Origin of the sequence: Nonomuraea sp. NPDC049625, from assembly GCF_040675285.1 — a bacterium.
In the GTDB taxonomy this organism is placed as follows: Bacteria; Actinomycetota; Actinomycetes; order Streptosporangiales; family Streptosporangiaceae; genus Nonomuraea; species Nonomuraea angiospora_A.
In genome coordinates this window covers 505,204-522,876 of sequence record NZ_JBFAOQ010000008.1, presented here as the reverse complement: position 1 = coordinate 522,876, position 17,673 = coordinate 505,204, and the positions used below count along the sequence as shown (strand labels likewise).

Annotated in this window: 19 protein-coding genes; 13 read left to right on the top strand and 6 right to left on the bottom strand. The window is 70.9% G+C overall.

The genetic code is table 11. The features are described 5' to 3' along the window. The first annotated feature begins 189 nt into the window (after positions 1–189). The 5 genes from AB0J87_RS34340 to AB0J87_RS34320 all read left to right on the top strand — a co-directional run bounded on the left by AB0J87_RS34340 (position 190) and on the right by AB0J87_RS34320 (position 3,613). Complete coding sequence (locus AB0J87_RS34340) at positions 190–1,056, top strand: amino acid ABC transporter permease (RefSeq protein ID WP_363971915.1); 867 nt, start codon at positions 190–192, stop codon at positions 1,054–1,056. Continuing rightward, positions 1,053–1,814, top strand: coding sequence for an amino acid ABC transporter ATP-binding protein (locus AB0J87_RS34335; RefSeq protein WP_363971913.1), 762 nt, complete (start codon positions 1,053–1,055; stop codon positions 1,812–1,814). Before AB0J87_RS34340 ends, AB0J87_RS34335 begins: the two co-directional genes overlap by 4 nt. A gap of 19 nt (positions 1,815–1,833) precedes the next feature. Further along, positions 1,834–2,439 carry a transporter substrate-binding domain-containing protein gene (locus tag AB0J87_RS34330; protein WP_363971911.1) on the top strand — a complete coding sequence of 202 codons (606 nt, stop codon included), beginning with the start codon at positions 1,834–1,836 and terminating at the stop codon, positions 2,437–2,439. A 32-nt stretch (positions 2,440–2,471) separates the two neighbouring features. Then, positions 2,472–2,636 (top strand): hypothetical protein, encoded by a 165-nt coding sequence (locus AB0J87_RS34325; protein WP_350734028.1) that lies wholly within the window; start codon positions 2,472–2,474, stop codon positions 2,634–2,636. Positions 2,637–2,713: 77 nt separating this feature from the next. Next, positions 2,714–3,613, top strand: a complete 900-nt coding sequence (locus AB0J87_RS34320) for a hypothetical protein (RefSeq protein ID WP_363971909.1) — start codon at positions 2,714–2,716, stop codon at positions 3,611–3,613. Here AB0J87_RS34320 and AB0J87_RS34315 read toward each other — a convergent pair whose 3' ends face one another. Beyond that, positions 3,614–4,564 (bottom strand): sulfotransferase, encoded by a 951-nt coding sequence (locus AB0J87_RS34315; protein WP_363971907.1) that lies wholly within the window; start codon positions 4,562–4,564, stop codon positions 3,614–3,616. Positions 4,565–4,674: 110 nt separating this feature from the next. Between AB0J87_RS34315 and AB0J87_RS34310 the strand changes: the two genes are divergently transcribed. The 8 genes from AB0J87_RS34310 to AB0J87_RS34275 all read left to right on the top strand — a co-directional run bounded on the left by AB0J87_RS34310 (position 4,675) and on the right by AB0J87_RS34275 (position 11,890). After that, positions 4,675–5,583 carry a glutathione S-transferase C-terminal domain-containing protein gene (locus tag AB0J87_RS34310; RefSeq protein ID WP_363971905.1) on the top strand — a complete coding sequence of 303 codons (909 nt, stop codon included), beginning with the start codon at positions 4,675–4,677 and terminating at the stop codon, positions 5,581–5,583. A 157-nt stretch (positions 5,584–5,740) separates the two neighbouring features. After that, complete coding sequence (locus AB0J87_RS34305; RefSeq protein WP_363971903.1) at positions 5,741–6,274, top strand: OsmC family protein; 534 nt, start codon at positions 5,741–5,743, stop codon at positions 6,272–6,274. An 81-nt stretch (positions 6,275–6,355) separates the two neighbouring features. Then, positions 6,356–6,832 (top strand): GntR family transcriptional regulator, encoded by a 477-nt coding sequence (locus tag AB0J87_RS34300; RefSeq protein ID WP_363971979.1) that lies wholly within the window; start codon positions 6,356–6,358, stop codon positions 6,830–6,832. Positions 6,833–6,864: 32 nt separating this feature from the next. Then, a complete protein-coding gene (locus tag AB0J87_RS34295; protein ID WP_363971901.1) occupies positions 6,865–7,467 on the top strand; it encodes a hypothetical protein in 603 nt (200 codons plus the stop codon). A 334-nt stretch (positions 7,468–7,801) separates the two neighbouring features. After that, on the top strand, positions 7,802–8,902 hold the full coding sequence (locus AB0J87_RS34290) for a histidine kinase (protein WP_363971899.1): 1,101 nt from the start codon (positions 7,802–7,804) through the stop codon (positions 8,900–8,902). Beyond that, a complete protein-coding gene (locus tag AB0J87_RS34285; RefSeq protein ID WP_363971897.1) occupies positions 8,899–9,576 on the top strand; it encodes a response regulator transcription factor in 678 nt (225 codons plus the stop codon). Before AB0J87_RS34290 ends, AB0J87_RS34285 begins: the two co-directional genes overlap by 4 nt. A 58-nt stretch (positions 9,577–9,634) precedes the next feature. After that, positions 9,635–11,113 (top strand): glycosyltransferase family 39 protein, encoded by a 1,479-nt coding sequence (locus AB0J87_RS34280; RefSeq protein ID WP_363971895.1) that lies wholly within the window; start codon positions 9,635–9,637, stop codon positions 11,111–11,113. Between the two features lie 9 nt (positions 11,114–11,122). Further along, positions 11,123–11,890, top strand: a complete 768-nt coding sequence (locus AB0J87_RS34275) for a polyprenol monophosphomannose synthase (protein ID WP_363971893.1) — start codon at positions 11,123–11,125, stop codon at positions 11,888–11,890. On the opposite strand, the gene asnB is transcribed toward AB0J87_RS34275, so the two are convergent. The 5 genes from asnB to AB0J87_RS34250 are packed head-to-tail and all read right to left on the bottom strand — an operon-like array spanning position 11,814 to position 17,610. After that, positions 11,814–13,640, bottom strand: a complete 1,827-nt coding sequence (gene asnB / locus AB0J87_RS34270; RefSeq protein ID WP_363971891.1) for an asparagine synthase (glutamine-hydrolyzing) — start codon at positions 13,638–13,640, stop codon at positions 11,814–11,816. The genes AB0J87_RS34275 and asnB overlap by 77 nt on opposite strands. Then, a complete protein-coding gene (locus AB0J87_RS34265) occupies positions 13,637–14,836 on the bottom strand; it encodes an aminotransferase class I/II-fold pyridoxal phosphate-dependent enzyme (RefSeq protein ID WP_363971889.1) in 1,200 nt (399 codons plus the stop codon). The genes asnB and AB0J87_RS34265 overlap by 4 nt, the downstream gene beginning before the upstream one ends. Before the next feature lie 12 nt (positions 14,837–14,848). Continuing rightward, positions 14,849–15,673 (bottom strand): 2,3,4,5-tetrahydropyridine-2,6-dicarboxylate N-succinyltransferase, encoded by an 825-nt coding sequence (locus tag AB0J87_RS34260; protein ID WP_363971887.1) that lies wholly within the window; start codon positions 15,671–15,673, stop codon positions 14,849–14,851. After that, positions 15,670–16,893, bottom strand: a complete 1,224-nt coding sequence (locus tag AB0J87_RS34255; protein ID WP_363971885.1) for a diaminopimelate decarboxylase — start codon at positions 16,891–16,893, stop codon at positions 15,670–15,672. The genes AB0J87_RS34260 and AB0J87_RS34255 overlap by 4 nt, the downstream gene beginning before the upstream one ends. A 21-nt stretch (positions 16,894–16,914) precedes the next feature. Further along, entirely contained in the window at positions 16,915–17,610 is a 696-nt protein-coding gene (locus AB0J87_RS34250) for a class I SAM-dependent methyltransferase (protein WP_363971883.1), read from the bottom strand. Positions 17,611–17,673 lie beyond the last annotated feature (63 nt).

The window sequence follows — 17,673 nt, the reverse complement described above, 5'->3', positions numbered from 1 at the left end:
TAGGAAATGTTGACTTTAGGTGATCCGGCTCGTAGCTTCGTGGGCATGAGCCAGGCCGCGAACCTGACCCGGCGCCCGCACGTGGACCACGGCCACGTCGCCAGCGCGCAGTGTCGCTGATCACGAGATCTCATCCATCGACCCCCCTCTCCAGAGGAGTGATTTCGTGATCAGAAGTGGAGGCGGCTCGTGACGCTGCCGGAGGTGCAGGAAGTCTCGCGCCAGGACGCGGAGCGGCCCCTGGAGGTGGTCACGGCCCGGCACCCGCTGCGGTGGCTGGCCGCGGCAGGCGTACTCGTCCTGCTAGCCATGGTCGCCAGCGCCCTGATCACCAACCCCGCGTGGGAGTGGCCCATCGTCGGGCAGTACCTGTTCGCGCCGTCGGTGGTGCGCTCGGTGCTGCTCACGCTGGAGCTGACCGCGCTGGGCATCGTGCTCGGGTTCGTGCTGGGCACGCTGCTGGCGCTCATGCGGCTCTCGCCCAACCGGCTGCTGTCGTCGGTGGCCTGGGCATACGTGTGGCTGTTCCGGTCGGTGCCGCTCATCCTGCAACTGCTGTTCTGGTACAACCTCGCGCTGCTCTACCCCAGGCTGTCGGTGGGCGTGCCGTTCGGGCCGGCGTTCTTCGACTTCGGCACGATGGACCTGATCGGGCCGCTGACCGCGGCGGCGCTCGGGCTGGCGCTGCACCAGGCCGCGTACGCCGCCGAGATCGTCCGCAGCGGCCTGCTGTCGGTGGACCACGGGCAGCGGGAGGCGGCGGCCGCCCTGGGGTTGCCGCCGGCGCGGCGGCTCTTCAGGATCATCCTGCCGCAGGCCATGCGGACCATTGTGCCCACCGCGGGCAACGAGATCATCGGACTGGTCAAGGGCACCTCGGTCGTCTACATCATGGCGCTGCCGGAGCTGTTCTACCAGGTGCAGGTGATCTACAACCGCAACGGCAGGGTCATGGCGCTGCTGCTGGTCGCGGCCATCTGGTACCTCATCCTGACCACCGCCCTGTCGATCGTGCAGTACTACGTGGAGCGGCACTACGGCAGGGGGCGCGGATGAGCGCCATGGTGAGGTTACGCGGCGTGCACAAGAGCTTCGGCGCCCTGCACGTGCTGCGCGGAGTGGACCTGGACGTCCGCCAGGGTCAGGTGCTGGTGATCCTGGGCCCCTCGGGGTCGGGGAAGTCCACGCTCCTGCGGACGATCAACCACCTGGAGAAGGTGGACCGCGGCTCGGTCCGCGTCGATGGCCAGTTGCTCGGCTACCGGCAGGCCGGCGACCGCCTGTACGAGCTGCCGGAACGCGAGGTGCTGCGGCAGCGCACCCAGATCGGGTTCGTCTTCCAGTCGTTCAACCTGTTCCCGCACCTCACCGTCAGGCAGAACCTCATGGAGGCGCCGCTGTCGGCCCAGGGCCGGCCGCGGGCCGAGGTGGCGCCGCTGGCCGAGCGGCTGCTGGCCCGGGTGGGGTTGGCGGACAAGGCCGACGCCTACCCGCGCACGCTGTCGGGCGGGCAGCAGCAGCGGGTCGCCATCGCCAGGGCGCTCGCTCTGGAGCCCAAGCTGCTGCTGTTCGACGAGCCGACCTCGGCGCTGGACCCCGAGCTGGTGGGCGAGGTGCTGGACGTCATCAAGGACCTCGCCCGCGGCGGCACCACGATGATCGTGGTCACTCACGAGATCGGGTTCGCCCGGGAGGTGGCCGACATCGTGGCCTTCATGGACGCCGGCCGCATCGTCGAGCTCGGACCGCCCGCACAGCTCCTGGACACCCCGGCCCACGAACGTACCCGCACCTTCCTCAGCAAGGTTCTCTGATCCCGAAGGACACCATGACATGCGCGCTTCGCTCGCGCGGGCCCTCGCCGTGCCCGCGCTCCTCCTGCTGACCGCGGCCTGCGGTGCCGAGCCCGCCGTCACCGCGCCGTCGGCCGCCACGGCTCCCGTGGTGGCGGGCAAGAAGATCAACCTCAGCCCGGACCAGAACCGGGTACGGGCCGACAAGGTGAACGCGATCGCGGCCCAGGTGCCCAAGGACATCGCCGCCGACGGCAAGCTCGCGGTGGGCTTCAGCGGCCAGGGCGCGGCGCCGCTGGTGTTCCGCGCCGACGACGACACCACCCTGATCGGCGTGGAGACCGACCTCGCCCAGCTCGTGGCCGACGTGCTGGGCCTGGAGATCTCCCCGCGGATCAGCTCGTGGGAGAACCTCTTCCTCGCCGCCAAGTCCGGCAAGGACGAGGTGGTCTTCAACAACGTCACGGTCACCGAGGAGCGCAAGGACACCTACGACTTCGCGACGTACCGGGTCGACCAGCTCGGCTGGCAGGTCCCCGGCAACAGCCCGATCAAGCAGATCGCCAAGCCGACCGCCCCGCGCAGGGCCCGCTCGCCTTCGTCAAGGATCTGCATGGATTCCTGTAAAGCGAGTAGGGAAAGTTGACTATCCGCAACGTGTGATCGTACATTACCGGCATGAACGAGGACCGCGACGTGGCCGTCCGCACGGACCTCCCGGGGGATATGCACTGGTACGACCTCCCGGACGACGAGGCCGAGCTCGAGCAGGAGGAGCAGCCCTCCGCGCCGCGGCGGCCCTGGTGGCGTCGGTCGGCGTTCACCGATGCCGCCGAGGCGTGACGACGGCCACAGAGGAAACGTGCAAAGGAAGGTCATCGTCCGTGCCCAGCCCCGAGCCGTCGCCTAGTGTCGCGGACATGTCGATCGACGAGAAGGCCGCCCTGCTCCCCGACCCCGATCGCGCCGTGGTCGCTGTCGAGCCGCCGGTCGCGGGGGAGGGGCACTGGGCGGGCGCGCCCAGCGCGGTGGCCGCGGACGGGCTGATCTACCTTGCCTACCGGCTGCGCCGCCCGGTCGGGCAGGGGCGCGGGTACGCCGTCGTGGTCGCGCGGTCGGCGGACGGTGAGCGCTTCGAGACGCTGACCACCGTCACCCGCGAGCAGATGGACGCCGAGTCCCTGGAGCGGCCCGCGCTGGTCCGCCTGCCGGACGGGCGCTGGCGGCTGTATCTGAGTTGCGCCACCACCGGCACCAAGCACTGGCGGGTGGAGGTGCTGGAGGCGGCCGACCCGGCGGCGTTCGATGCGCGCTCGCGGGTCACCGTCCTGCCGGGCGATCCGAAGACCGGGGTGAAGGACACGGTGATCGTCCGGCGCGACGGCGTCTGGCACCTGTGGGCCTCCTGCCACCCGCTCGCCGACCCCGACGAGGCCGACCAGATGGTCACCGACTACGCCACCAGCGCCGACGGCCTGGAGTGGACCTGGCACGGCACGGCGCTGAGCGGCCGGCCCGGGCTGTGGGACGCTCGCGGCGTCCGGATCAGCGCGGTGCGCTTCGACGGCGACCGCGTGGTGGCGTTCTACGACGGGCGGGCGAGTGCGGCGGAGAACTACGAGGAGCGCACCGGCATCGCCGTCGGTACGGACCCGGGCGCCTTGGTCGCGCTGGGCGAGGCGCCTGCGGCGGAGTCGCCGTATCGCGGCCGGGGCCTGCGTTATCTGGAGCTCGTGGACCTGCCGGGTGGCGGGGTCCGGCTGTATTACGAGTTCACCCGCCCGGACGGCGCCCACGAGTTGCGTACCGAGCTGCGGTGATCAGGACCGGCGGCCGTTACGTGACTGCCGCTGGCCCGGTGGCCGGGCGCCGACCAGCCCGCCGGAGCGCTCGCGGGGGCGGAGCCAGTCGCTGAAGTCCTCGCCGGTGACGCGCTGGAGCAGGTGGATGTCGTCGGCGAAGTAGGGGATGAGTTGCTGGCGCTGCTCCCAGGACAGGGGTCGCCGGGCCGGGCCGCGGCGCTGGAGCAGGGCCTCGACCGGCTCGGTCAGGGCGGCGGGCAGGCGCCGGCGCAGCGTGGACAGCATGAGATGGCGGGCGCCCGCGACGGGGTGGGCCGTCACGTTCTCGCGGGGAACCTCGGTGAGCAGCCCTTCGCGTACGCCGAGGAAGGCGCAGATCCGATCCAGCGTGGCGGCAGGCCGGTCGACGAGGTCCCGGTAACGGAAGATCAGCACCTGGTCGCGGGGGAAGAGGCCGAACAGGTGCTCCAGCTGTTCGCCGTACCGGCCGAGCCCGACATAGTGCCAGAAGTGCCCCCAGCCGTCGGCGATCCGCCGCTGTTCGGCCTCGCACGCGCGTACCAGGTCGCCGATCGGCTCCAGCCCGGCCGACCACAGATGCGTCCAGTTGGAGTGGGCCCGCTCGACCGGGTCGCGCAGCGTCACGATGAGCCGGACGCCGGGGACGGCGGCGCGGATGCGCCGCTGGGCGGCCAGGTCGTAGAGATAGAAGGGCGTGGACTCGCCGGTGAGGGCGCCCGGGGGCGCCTCGGCGAACAGCGCCTCGTAGTCCGCGCGCCGCCAGACGTGCTCCTGATAGGTGGCGGCGTCGCCGGGACCGCCTCTGGCGGGCGGCGGGCCGTCGGTCAGGAAGAACTTCGGCTCCTTGACGGTGGACAGATAGAGCTCCGGGTGCTGCTGCAGCGCGCTGTGCAGGGCCGTCGTCCCTGCTTTGGGCACACCGGCGATCAGGAAATCAGGCAGGGACACCGTGTTCCTCCTGGCGCTCGTCAAAGTATCCCCATTTTCCTACCAGAAGTATGGGATATCAAGTACCCTATAAGTCGAGTAGGAAATAACTCTTGAAACCCGGAGAGCCCGTGTCCATCACCCAGACGCCGGTCTACGCAAGTCCCGTCGACCACGCCGCGTACGGTCATTACGGCCCCGGCCGTCTGCACCTCTCGCCGGACTGGAACCGTCCGATCTATCCCTTCCAGGGCCGCGTCACCGCCGACGGCTCCAGCGGATTCCTCGCCGAGCCCGGCCGCTACCACCTCTACGTCGCCTGGGTCTGCCCGTACGCCCAGCGCACCGCCATCGTCCGCAAGCTCAAGGGCCTGGAGGACGTGGTCTCGCTGTCGTACGTCGACGACGAGCGCGACGGCCGCGGCTGGGCGTTCAGGGAGCGCCGCGGCCCCGACCCGGTCAACGGCTTCACCCTGCTGGAGCAGGCCTACGAGGCCACCGAGCACGCGTACGGCGGCCACATCTCGGTCCCCGTGCTCTGGGACCGGCGGACGGGCCGGATCGTCAGCAACAACTTCCCCGACATCACCATCGACCTGGCCACCCAGTTCGAGCAGTGGGCCGACACCTCCGTCGACCTCTACCCGGACTCGCTCCGCCCGGAGATCAACAAACTCAACGGCTGGATCTACTACGACATCAACGCCGGCGTCTCCCGGGTGGCCCGCGCCGCCACCGAGGAAGACCGCGAAAGCGAGCGCCACCGCGTCGTCGCGGCCCTGGAGCGGCTGGACGAGCGCCTGTCCGGGCAGCGGTTCCTGGCCGGCGACACGATCACCGAGGCGGACGTGCGGCTGTGGGTGACGCTGGCCAGGTTCGACTCCGAGTACAACCGCGGCGACCTCATCAGCGAGCGGACGCTGACCGACTTCGAGCACCTGTGGCCGTACGCGCGCGACCTCTACCAGCGGCCGGCGTTCAGGGAGACGATCGAGGGGCTGCCCGCCGCCTGGGACTCGCCGCACGGGCGGGGCCGATGACGCGCGAGCAGGTCCATCCGGCGGTGTCCCGTTCGACATCCCACCAGGACCGAACCGGCGCCGCGCGCCGTCATCGACACCCCGCTCGGCACCCCGCTCGGCACCCCGCTCGACCCCGCTCGGCCCCGTGACCAGCGCTGATCAGACGAGAAAGACCATGAGCACCCTACGCGAGTACCTGTCACACAAACGCACCGCCCTGCTGGCCCGCCGGCAGGCACCCGCCGCCGGGCCGGTCCCGCTGCATGCCCACGTCACCGCCGAAGGCCGCAGCGGGATCCGGCGCATCAGGATCAGGGACTTCCAGATCATCAGCGACAGCGGGTCCGACTTCGCCGGCTACGACCTCGGCCCTACCTCGCCCGAACTGCAGGCCGGCGTTCTGGGCAGCTGCGTCACGCACATCTTCCTGATCAAGGCGGCCGAACTGGCGGTGCCGATCGACGCGCTGGAAGTGGACGTACAGGCCGAATACGACCCCAGAGCCCAGCAGCCGGGCGACGGCGACATTCCCGTGTACCCGCACAACTTCACCTATGAGGTGCTGATCGACTCGCCCGCCTCGGACGAGGAGCTGGCGAACCTGCACGCCGAGGTCGAGCGGGTGTGCCCCATCCTCAACCTGATCCGCAACCCACAGCCGGTCAGCGGAACGGTGGTCCGGACCCGGGCCGGCGCGCCGGCCCTCTAATGCCGGGACCGCCGGCCGAGCTCGGTCTCGGAGCTCGTCGGCGCGACAGGGTGAACGGCCCACGACAGGCCCGGGCGAGTGATGCCGGCGGAGGGCTTTCTCACCCGCGACTCCGCGCACCGGTACCGTCTCGGGCCCAAGATCGCGACCCTGGCCGTGGCCTACGGGCCGAGCGGGCCGCCGGAGCACCTTCTCGCCGGCTACAACGGGCGGGGCGTGCACGGTCACACGGTTACCGAGCTCGGTATGCGGATCGTGTCGGGAGTTCTTCCCCAGGGCGCGGTCCTCGACCTCTCGTCGCTCGGCGCGGAGCTGGATCTGAGCATGACCGCACTACGTGAAGCGCTCAAGGTGCTGACCGCGAAGGGCCTGCTCGAGGCGCGGCAGCACCGTGGAACCGTGGTGCTGCCCCGCGAGCGGTGGAACCTGCTCGACGCCGACGTCATCCGTTGGCGCGGCGGGTGGCCAGTCGCAAACCGAGCACGACCAGGGCCGCTGTACCGAGAGCCGCCGCTGCGATGGGCGGCGCTTGCGCACAGCCGTCGGCGCCGAGATTGATCACGATCGTACGCGTGGTGTTGGATGAAGCGGTGAACCGTGGACCGCTGGAGCTGCTGCACGAGGCCGTCGACCGAACCAGGGCCCTGACCCGCAGCCGCCCCGCCACCGGTCGCACCCACGATGACGCCGATCCCGTCGCCGGCAGCCTCGCGACCGACAGCGCGCAGCGCTTCGACCCCTTCCCGCTGCTGCGGGCTCTGGACGCGGCCGGAGCACGGGCCGTGGTGATCGGCCAGGTCGCCGGGATCCTGCACGGCTCAACGGAGCTGACCGGGGACCTCGACCTGCTGTGGGACGGAGCACCGGAGCAGGCCGACCCCCTGGCGCACGCCTTCGCCGCCGCCGGCTGCACGTTGCTGGACGACGAACATCGCCCCATCCCACCCAGGCCGCAGGCGTTCCTGCATCCCAAGGTGCAGTTCGACTCCCCGCAGGTGAGCGGCGACTGCTGCACGCCCGACCTGCCGTGGGGAACACTGCCGGTACGCCCTCTGCTCGACCGGGCACTGACCGCCGTCGACACGGACGGTCTGCGGGTGAGCTACCTGCGCCGGGACGACCTCATCCTGATGCGTCGCGCCCTGGGACGCCCCAAGGACCTGCGCCGCGCCGAAGAACTCGAACGCCTTTGACAAGAACGCCGATACGTCGCCTTCGATCCCTACAGGCAGGCGACCGGTCTGGAAGTGGACAGCCTGGGCGATGCCGTTCGCGCGCGAGGCGTCCGCAGAAAGTTTCCCTTCCTGACCTACCACGCGGTGCCCGGCGACGAGGCAGAGTTCGTCCGTCGCCTTCCATGGCTCGCACGGCATTACGGCCTTGCTCGATGACTGCGAGTTCCGGAGTCTCGACTGCCGATCGCCCGCGGGCGTGCTCGCCAGGGGCCTCTGTCCTCTGACCGTGGGCAGATGGCGGGTACCACTCCGGGTGGATGCGTGCGGAACCGGCGGTTCCTACGATGGGCGGGTGGTGGTGACTCCCCGCTGGCTGTTACCGGCCGGCCTTGGGCTGCTGATGCTGCTGGTCGGGCTGTCGTGGGCGCAGACGATCACGCGTGGCTGCGGCTGCGGGTGGCCGTTCGCCGGAGGGGGCGCCTTCATCGTTCTCTGTCTCGTCATCGTGCGTACGGCGCCGGGCCGGCTCGCCGAGGTGGCCGGTCTCCTGGCCCCCGCGGCCATAGCGGCGCTCACGGGGCTCGCGGTCAACAGCATCGGCTGGTTCGTCCTGGTGATCTACATCGCGTTCGTCGCGCTGAACCTGCGGCTCTGGCCGGGCATCGCCATGTGGCTCGCCTCGCTTGCCGTGGTGGTCGCGGCGGCGTTCACCACGCCGGACCCCGGGTGGCCCAACTGGCTGGCCGCCGTGACGCTCGTCTTCTGGAGCGGCTGGGCCGCGCGCTACCGCATCGAGGTGGGCGAGCGGCTGCACCGCGCGGAGAGCACCGCCGCCGCTGCCGCCGCCCTGGCCGAACGGCAGCGGCTCGCCGCCGATCTGCACGACATCGTCGCGCACACGCTCGCCGTGACGGTGCTGCATCTGGGGGGTGCGCGGCTGGCGCTCGAGCACGATCCCGGGGAAGCGGCGGCGGGGATCGCCGAGGCCGAGCGCCTTGCCCGGCAGAGCATGGCGGAGCTGCGAAAGGTGGTCCGCGTTCTCGCCGAAGAAGGCTCCGACCCGGCCGTGGTCGCCCCCCAGCCCACCGCGCCCCGGCTACCCGAGCTCTTCGAGGAATACCGGACGGCGGGCCTGGAACTCGAGTCGAGCGTCGACGGTGAGCTGACGGTGGTGAGCCCGACGACCGGGATGGTGCTCTACCGGCTGATGCAGGAGGCACTGGCCAACGCGAGCCGCCACGCGCCGCGGAGTTCCGTCGAGGTACGGCTGCGCATATCGGAGGAAGGCGCCGTACGGGCCACGGTCACCAATTCCCTGCCCGGCAGCCCACCTCGGCACAATGGCGGCATGGGACTTCGCGCGATGGCCGACAGGGTGCGCATGGTCGGTGGCCACGTCACCGCCGGTGTCGAGAACGACCGGTGGGTCGTACGGACGGAGCTGCCCGCATGATCTCGGTGGTGCTCGTCGACGACCAGGAGCTCGCCAGGGCAGGACTGCGGACGATCCTGCGCCAGCCGTACGGGTTCGACGTGGTCGGCGAGGCGGCCGACGGCCAGGCCGCGCTGGCGGAGGTCGCGCGCGTCCGGCCCGACGCCGTGGTCATGGACATTCGCATGCCGCGCATGGACGGGGTCGAGGCCACCCGCGCGCTGCTGGCCGCGGATCCGGCGTCCCGCATCCTGGTGCTGACCACGTTCGGCGAGGACAACATTCTGGCGGCGGCTCTGCGGGCCGGCGCGTCAGGGTTCTGCCTCAAGGACGCTCCGGCCGAGGATATTCAGCGGGCCGTACGCGCGGTGGCGGCGGGCGACGGCTGGCTGGACCCCGCCGTCTGCGGGCGGGTCCTGCGGCGCTACCGCGCGGATCCGGTGACCGACCCTGACGCGGTCCGGCGGCTCGGCGACCTCACCGCCCGCGAGCTCGACGTGCTCAAGCTCATCGGCCGGGGGCTCACGAACGCCGAGATCGCCCACCGGCTCGTGATCGGCGAGGGCACGATCAAGACTCACATCGGCCGGATCTTCACGAAGCTGGCGGTGCGCGACCGGGCCGCGGCGGTCGTCTTCGCGTTCGACCACGGCGTCGTCCGCCCTGGGGAGTCGCCGCCTATGCCTGGGGTCTGACCCCAGGTTCTGTTCCCGGCCAGACGACAGACAGCGGGCCATCGGAAACCGTGGAGGCATGCTTCTTCAAGCCCCCCGATTCCGGAACACCGCTCCCTCGCTCCCGGCGATCGCCTGGCGGACCATCGGTCCCATCGCGGGCGTCGTCGTGGTCACGTTGCTGATGCTGAGCCCGTGGTACGGCTACCACCGCGACGAGCTCTACTTCCGCATGCTCGGCCGGACTCCCGCCTGGGGGTACTTCGACCAGCCCCCGCTGACCCCGCTCCTCGCGCGGCTGTCCACGGGGCTGTTCGGGGACACCATCGTCGGCCTGCGGGTCGTCCCCGCACTGTGCGCGGGCCTGCTGATCCTCCTCGGTGCCGCGATCACGCGGGAGCTCGGCGGCCGCGCGAACGCGCAGAAGCTCGCCGCCGCCGGCCTCGGCACCGGGATGTTCCCCCTGCTCGCCGGGCACACCCTGCTGACCCAGTCGGCCGACTTCGTGTTCTGGACGGCCTGCATCCTGTGCGTGCTGCGTGCCCTGCTGCGCGGCGACGGGCGATGGTGGCTGGCGGCCGGCGCCGTCGCGGGAGCCGCCACGTTCAACAAGCACCTCATCGTCCTGCTGATCACGGGGCTGGCCACCGGGCTGCTCATCACGGTCGGCATGGCGGTGAAGGGGCCGCGTGCCGTCTTCAGCGACAGGTGGTTCTGGTCCGGGGCGCTCCTGGCCGCGCTCATCGCCTCTCCGAACCTGCTCTACCAGGCCACCAACGGCTGGCCCCAGCTCACCATGGCCGCCACGCTCAGCGAATCCGTGAACCGGATCATGTTCGTGCCCATGCTGGTGGTGCTGCTCAGCATAGGAGCCTTCGCGATCGCCGTCGCCGGGTGGCTCTGGCTGCGCGGGCGGCCGGAGACCCGGCCGCTGGCCATCGCGTCCCTGGTGACGATCCTGCTCGGCTGGGCGTCGGGAGGACGGGCGGACTATGTCGCCGGGAGCCTGATCTTCGCCTTCGTGGCCGGCTGCGTGCCGGCCGCCGCGTGGACGGAGAGCCGGGTCGCCCGGCGTCGGCTGGTGTGGTGGGGGCTGCTCGGCACCTCGGTCATCGGGATCGCCGTGGCGCTGCCGCTGCTCCCGCTGTCGGCGCTCGGCTCCTCGCCGAACGAGGTGTCCAGGGAGTCCGTGGGCTGGCCGCGCTTCGCCGCCCAGGTGGCCGGGGTGTACCGAACGCTGCCGTCCGGAACGGTCGTGCTCACCGCGAACTACGGCGAAGCCGGCGCGCTGGACCGGTTCGCGCCGGACATCCCCGTCTACAGCGGGCACAACGAGCTGTGGTTCCAAGGCCCACCGCCGGAAACGGCTCAGACGGTGGTCGCCGTGGGGTTGCCGCCGGAGCGGTTGCGGCTGCGCTTCACGCGCTGCAAGTCCGCCGGGGCCATCGACCACGGCACCGGCGTCGCGAACGAGGAGCAGGGCCTGCCCGTCACGGTCTGCTCAGGACCGCGGACCTCGTGGAAGACCGCCTGGCCCGACTTCCGGCACGCGAGTTGAGGAGCGATCATGAACACCGTCCTGGTCATCACGCCGACCTACAACGAACGAGACACCCTGCCCGGCATCGTCGGCAGGATCCGCGCCGCCGTACCCGCCGCCCACATTCTCGTCGTCGACGACAACAGCCCCGACGGGACGGGCCTGATCGCGGACAGGCTCGCGGCCGAACTCGACGGCGTGCACGTCCTGCACCGGGAACGCAAGGAAGGGCTGGGCGCCGCGTACCTGGCGGGCTTCCGCTGGGGACTCGACCGGGGCTTCGACGCGCTGGTGGAGATCGACGCCGACGGCTCGCACCCTCCCGAGCGGCTGCCCGCCCTGCTGGACGCGGCCGAGCGGGCCGACCTCGTCATCGGCTCCCGCTGGGTGGCCGGCGGCCGCGTGGCGAACTGGCCGCGCAGACGGGAGCTCCTCTCACGACTCGCGAACCGTTACGTACGGCTGGCGCTCCGGCTTCCCGTCGCCGACGCCACCGGCGGGTTCCGCGTCTACCGGGCCGCCGCGCTGGAGAAGATCCTCCTCGGAAGCGTGGAGTCACGGGGGTACTGCTTCCAGGTGGATCTCACGCTGCGAGCCGTACGTCACGGGTGCACGGTGGCGGAGGTGCCGATCACCTTCGTCGACCGTACGAGCGGGGCGAGCAAGATGAGCGCCGGTGTCCTCTTCGAGGCGCTCTGGCGGGTGACCGTATGGGCCCTCAGGACAGGGACACCCGATACTCACGCACCCACGCGTTCAGCTCGACGAGCTGCACCAGCAGCTGCGCGGCGCTAGCCCCGCCCGGCAGTTGCGCGCGCAGCTCGTCGGCGCCGATCCGTTTCAGCAGGTCGTTGAGCCGCGGCGCGTCGAACATGGCGCGCAGCGGCGACTCGCTCGCGTTCACGATCCACGTCGCCTCGCGTACCAGCGCCTGATCGTGGGCCGGGTTCTGGACGTGCGGGTACGCGCTCTTCTCCCGGGTCAGCGTCGTCGGCGGGAGGATGTCGGCCATCGCGTCCTTGAGCAGGCTCTTCAACCCGCCCGAGCACTTCATCGACCAGGGGACGTTCCAGACGTACTGGACGAGCCGGTGGTCGCAGAACGGCAGCCGCACGTGAAGCCCCTGCGCCGCGCTCATCCGCTCCTTGCGGTCGAGCACGACGGCGAGCGGCCCCGCCATCCCGAGATAGAGCACCTCCCGCATCCGCGCGTCCAGCCCCGCCTCACCCGGCAGGCGCGGCACCTCGCCGAGGAGTTGCGCGTAGCGCGCCTTCTCGTCACCGTCCCGCGCGAGCTCCGGCACGAGGAAGTCGGCGAGTTTCGGCCCGTCCCCGAGCCACGGGAAGGTGTCGCGCCGGATCAGTTCGGCCTTGAAGAGGTACGGATACCCGCCGAAGAACTCGTCCGCCGCCTCGCCGGACAGCGCCACCGTCGTGTCCTGCCGCATCCGCCGGAACAGCAGATACATCGACGCGTCGAACTGCCCCCACCCGGGAAGGTCGCGCGCGCGGCGCGTCGCCGGGATCGCGGCGAGCAGGTCCGGCATCGTCGCCGTGAGCGTGGTGTGCCTGCTGCCCATGTACTCGGCCGCCGCCGCGGCGTACGGCGCGTCCACGTCCGGGCGCAGCTCGGTCGGCGCGAAGTGCGCCTTGTCGCTGTCGAACTCGACGCAGTACGTATCGAGCGAGTGCGGCAGCAGCCGAGCCGCCAGCGCCGCCACCGACGTCGAGTCCACGCCGCCGGACAGCATCGCGCCGCACGGCCCCGACGCGGGCAACTGGCCCGCCACGGCGTCATGGAGCAGCTCCCGCACGCGTTCGGCGGTCTCGGCGGGCGTGTGGTCGTGCGGCTCGCTCGTCAGCCGCCAGTACGCGCGCGAAACCGGCCCGTGGTCGGGGGTGTACGTGATGACGTGCGCGGGTTTGACCTCGTGCACCCCGACGAGCGGCGTCTCACCGGCGAGCGTGAGGCGCGGCTGCAGCGCGATCGTCATCAGCGACCGGTCGAGACGCGGTGTGAACAGCGGGTTCGCCATGATCCCCTTCGGGAGGGAGGCGAACAGGATCCCGCCCGGATAAGGGTGGTAGTAGAGCGGCTTCAGCCCCATGTGGTCCCGCGCCAGCAGCAACCGCCGGTCCCGCCCGTCCCAGATCGCGATCGCGAACGCGCCGACGAGGTGGCCGACGAAGTCCGCGCCGTGCGTCAGGTAGGCGTGGAGCAGCACATCGGTGTCGGTGGCCACGGGGGACAGGCCGAGGGACCGGCGGAGAGCGGCCAGGTTGTAGATCGCGCCGTCGTATACGAGCACGACGGCCCCGTCGTCCGGCGAGGGGCCGCCGCGCGTGGCGAACAGCGCCGGTTGACGCCCTTCACCGGCGCCCGGGGTCGTGCGGCGGCGATGGCCCAGCGCCGCGTGCCTGATGATGTGGACCGCGCCTCCGTCAGGCCCGCGATCGTTCATCGTGTCCGTCATGGCGCTCACGACGTCCGCCCGTTCCATGAGGTCGCGTTCGAGGTCGATCCATCCGACGAGGCCGCCGCTCATCTGGCCAGCTCCCCTGCAGTAGTAGTAGGTCTCAGCTCCGCGAGCACCCGCCGTACGCGGGTCAGCGCCTCGCGGGTGCGGTCCGGCGCGTGGACGAGCGCGATGCGCAGGTGACCCGCGCCGGGGTTGGCCCCGCGGTCGGTGGCCGCGCCGAGGTAGCGGCCCGGCATCGCCGTCACCGCTTCCTCCCGCCACAGCAGGCGCGCCGCCTCCTCGTCGTCCGGTACGGGGAACCAGAGGAAGAATCCCGCCTCGGCCCGCCGATAACCGGCGAGATCGCCGAACAATTCGTCCGCGATATCCCAGTTCGCGCTCACAGCCGACCGCAGGCGCGCGACATGCGCGTCATCCGCCCACAACCCCGCCGCCACCGCGCACACCGGCTCCGCGAGCGAGACCCCGCAGGTGCGGTTGTGGTTCGCGTACGCCGCCACGCTCCCCGGATCCCCGATCACGAACCCGGACCGCAGGCCCGGCATCCCGGACCGCTTGGACAGGCTGTGGAGCACCAGGAAGCGGGCCGCTTCGCTCGCCGTGCCGGACGTCAGGAATCCGCCGCCCGCGGACGCGCCGTGGACGAGGTCGATGTAGCACTCGTCGACGACGAGCAGCGCACCGGCCGCCCGCGTCGCCGCGCTGATCGCGCGTACCGTGCCGGGGGTGTGCGTCTCGCCGCGCGGGTTGCCCGGTGAACAGACGACGACCGCGGCGACGTCCCGCCGAGCGGCCACGGCGGCGGCGACCTCCGACGCGTGGCCGTAGAAGATCGCCCGGCCGCCCGCCGCCGACACCGCCGCGTGGTACGTGGGATAGAACGGATTGGGCAGGACGACCGCCGGAGCGGGCGAGCGGACGCTGCCGGAGACGGCGAGGGCGATGGCGGCCGCGACGGCCTGCTTCGTACCGGGGGACGGCTCGATCGCGAGCGACCCTTCACGTACGGCGGCGCCGACGCGGGTGCCGAAGCGGCGTTCGAGCCAGCCCGTGTAGGCGGCGCGGAGCTCGGGGGTGCCGCCGAGCGGGGGATACCGCGTCCAGCCGGCCACGTCAGCCAGGAGCCGGCCGTCCACCGGCGGCGTGACGAGGCGAGCCTCCCCGAGGTGGAGGGGGATCGGGGTGACGCCGGCGGGTGCGGGGATTCCCGCCAGGAGCGCACGCAGCCGGTCGAAGGCGCTCGGCGATGAGGTTGACGGCATCGATGAAGGGGCTCAGTCGCGGACGAGGTCGTTGAGGGCCGTCTTGCCGCGGGTGCGGTCGTCGGCGTGCTTGACGATGATCGCCGCATACACCGATATATCGGGATTGTTGGCGTCGATGCGGGAGCCCGGGACGACGACCGCGTTCTCGGGGACCTCGCCGTAGGTGACCTTTCCCGTGGCGCGGTCGACGATGGGGGTGGACCTCCCGAGGAAGACCCCCATGCCGATCACGGCCCCCCGCCGTACGACCACGCCCTCGGCGATTTCCGAGCGTGCGCCGACGAAGACGTCGTCCTCGACGATGACGGGCTGCTCACCGATGGGTTCGAGCACGCCGCCGATGCCGGCTCCGCCGGAGATGTGGCAGCGTGCGCCGATCTGCGCGCAGGAGCCGACGGTGGCCCAGGTGTCGATCATCGTGCCCGGGCCGATGAAGGCGCCCACGTTGACGAAACACGGCATCAGCACGACCCCGGGCGCCACGTACGCGCCGTGGCGGACGACCCCGCCGGGGACCACGCGCAGGCGCGCGTCGCGGAAGACGGCGTCGTCCCAGGTCTCGAACTTGAGCGCGATCTTGTCGAAGCTCTTCGGCTGCCGCGGGCCGCCGGACCCGACCTCGTTCCGGCCGATCAGGAACGACAGCAGAATGAGCTTCTTCACGAACGTGTCGACCACCCACTCCGGCCCCTCCGGCCGTGCCGCGCGCAGCTCTCCACGGTCGAGGGCCGCGAGCCCGGCGGTGACGTGCGGCGCGAGGGCCGCCAGCTCGTCCGCGGACAACGACTCCCGCCGCTCGAAGGCGGTCTCGACCAAGCTCCTGTTCAAGGTCACGCTCCCCAGCGGACGGTCGCGATGTAGTCGTCGTAGGTCTCGGCCCGCCGGATCTCCACCACGTCGCCGCCGTCGGTGAGCATCAGCTCGGCGGGACGCAGGCGGCCGTTGTAGGTGAAGCCCATGGCGTGGCCGTGGGCTCCGGTGTCGTGGATGAGCGCGATGTCGCCGTCGCGTGGCTCGGGCAGCTCGCGGTCGACGGCGAACTTGTCCAGGTTCTCGCAGAGCGCGCCGACGACGTCGAATCTGCCGATCTCCCTGCCTTCGGCGTAGGGGAGGGAGATGTGGTGGTACGCGCCGTACATGGCGGGCCGCATCAGTGACGACATCGAGGCGTCCAGGCCGACGATCTCGTGGCCCTTGCGGCAGCGGTTGATGACACGGGTGACCAGGACGCCGTGCGGGCCGGTCACGTACCGGCCGATCTCGGTGAGGATGCGCGGCCCGCCGGGGCCGAAGAACTCCTCCCGGGCGGCGAGGATCTCGTCCGCGTACGCCCCGAAGTCGATGGGTTTGTCGTCCTCGTGGTACGGGATGCCGAGCCCGCCGCCGACGTTCACGTAGTCGAGCTCGATCCCGACGGCGTCGGCGACCCGCGCGCCGTGCCGGATGACGTCGGCGGCCGCCCGCGCGGCGCGGCCGGTGTCGAGCTCGTTGGCGCAGGTCATGCCGTGGATGCCGAACCGTCGCGCGCCACGGGCGACGGCGTCCGCGTACGCGTCCGCGAGCTCGTGCACGGGCACGCCGAACTTGCTGTGCGCCGCGTTGCCCATGAGCGCGCAACCGGCGGCCAGGCCGGTGGGGGAGATGCGAAAGGCGACGGTCTCGGGAAGTTCATCGACCTTTTCCGCGAACGACCTGTCGTCGAACGTTATCAGCGCTCCCGCGGCGCGGGCCGTGCGATATTCGGACAGCGCGGTGTTGTTGGAGGTGAACACGATGTCACCCGTCTGCGCGCCGGCCGTCCCGGCAAGGCGCAGTTCCACCGCCGAGGAGCAGTCGAAACCACTTCCGGCGGCGCGCAGCAACGCCAGGATATTCAGGTTCGGCAACGCCTTCACCGCGAAATATTGCCGGTACGAGGTGTCGCCGAATGCGCGCGTCATCGCCTCGTGGGTGGCCACGATGCCGCGCGCGTCGTAGAGGTGGAATGGCGTGCCGTAATCCGCGACGAGATCGGGGAGCAACGGCAGCAGTCGCTCGGCGAATTCAGCCGACATTGGCAAGGCGGGATCCGATCGTCAGGGTACGAGCGCGACGCAGATCGTGCGGTTGCGTATTCCGCTCACGGGCCGCAAATACGGGAAATAATAGCTTTCCACCGGCTCGAACCCGAAAGAAATCAGGCTCTTGTGCAGATAGTCCTTCGCGATGAACCAGAACCCGTCCACGTGCTGGTGCGGCGCGAAGTCGGCCTTGGCGTCGCGGGGCGCGTCGTTGGACAGGACCAGGTACGTTCCCGGCCGCAGGTCCAGGTCGCGCAGCTTGCCGAGGGCGGGGGCGAGTTCGCCGGCCGCGTCGAAGAGGTGGCCCAGCAGGCCGTCGGCGTAGACGGCCGAGACGTCGGCGGCGTCGGCGGGACGCAGGTCGAAGTAGTCGACGGTGCGAGCGTCGACCCCCTTCTTCCTGGTCAGCTCGACGGCTTCGGCGTTGCAGTCGATGGCGCGCACGTCGCGGTCGTGCGCGACGAGGTCGCCTTCGACGAAGCCGTTGCCGCAGCCGAGCGACAGCACCGCCGCCCCGGGCGCGGTCAGCATCAGGATCTTGAGGACGATGTGCGCACGGTATTCGGGGACGTAGGTCGACGGGGTGATGGAGTCGTTGAAGGCGCCACCGCTCTCCCAAATGTCATAGATGCTCTGCGAGGCGGAGCCGACGGAGCGAGGCAGGCAGTAATAGTCGTGAATGCGCGCCAGCTCCGGTCTGGATTGCGGCACCCTTTCCCTCCCTGGGTTGACGGTGTCGAAGCCGTGCCGGCGGGGCGGATTTCTCGCCGTTGA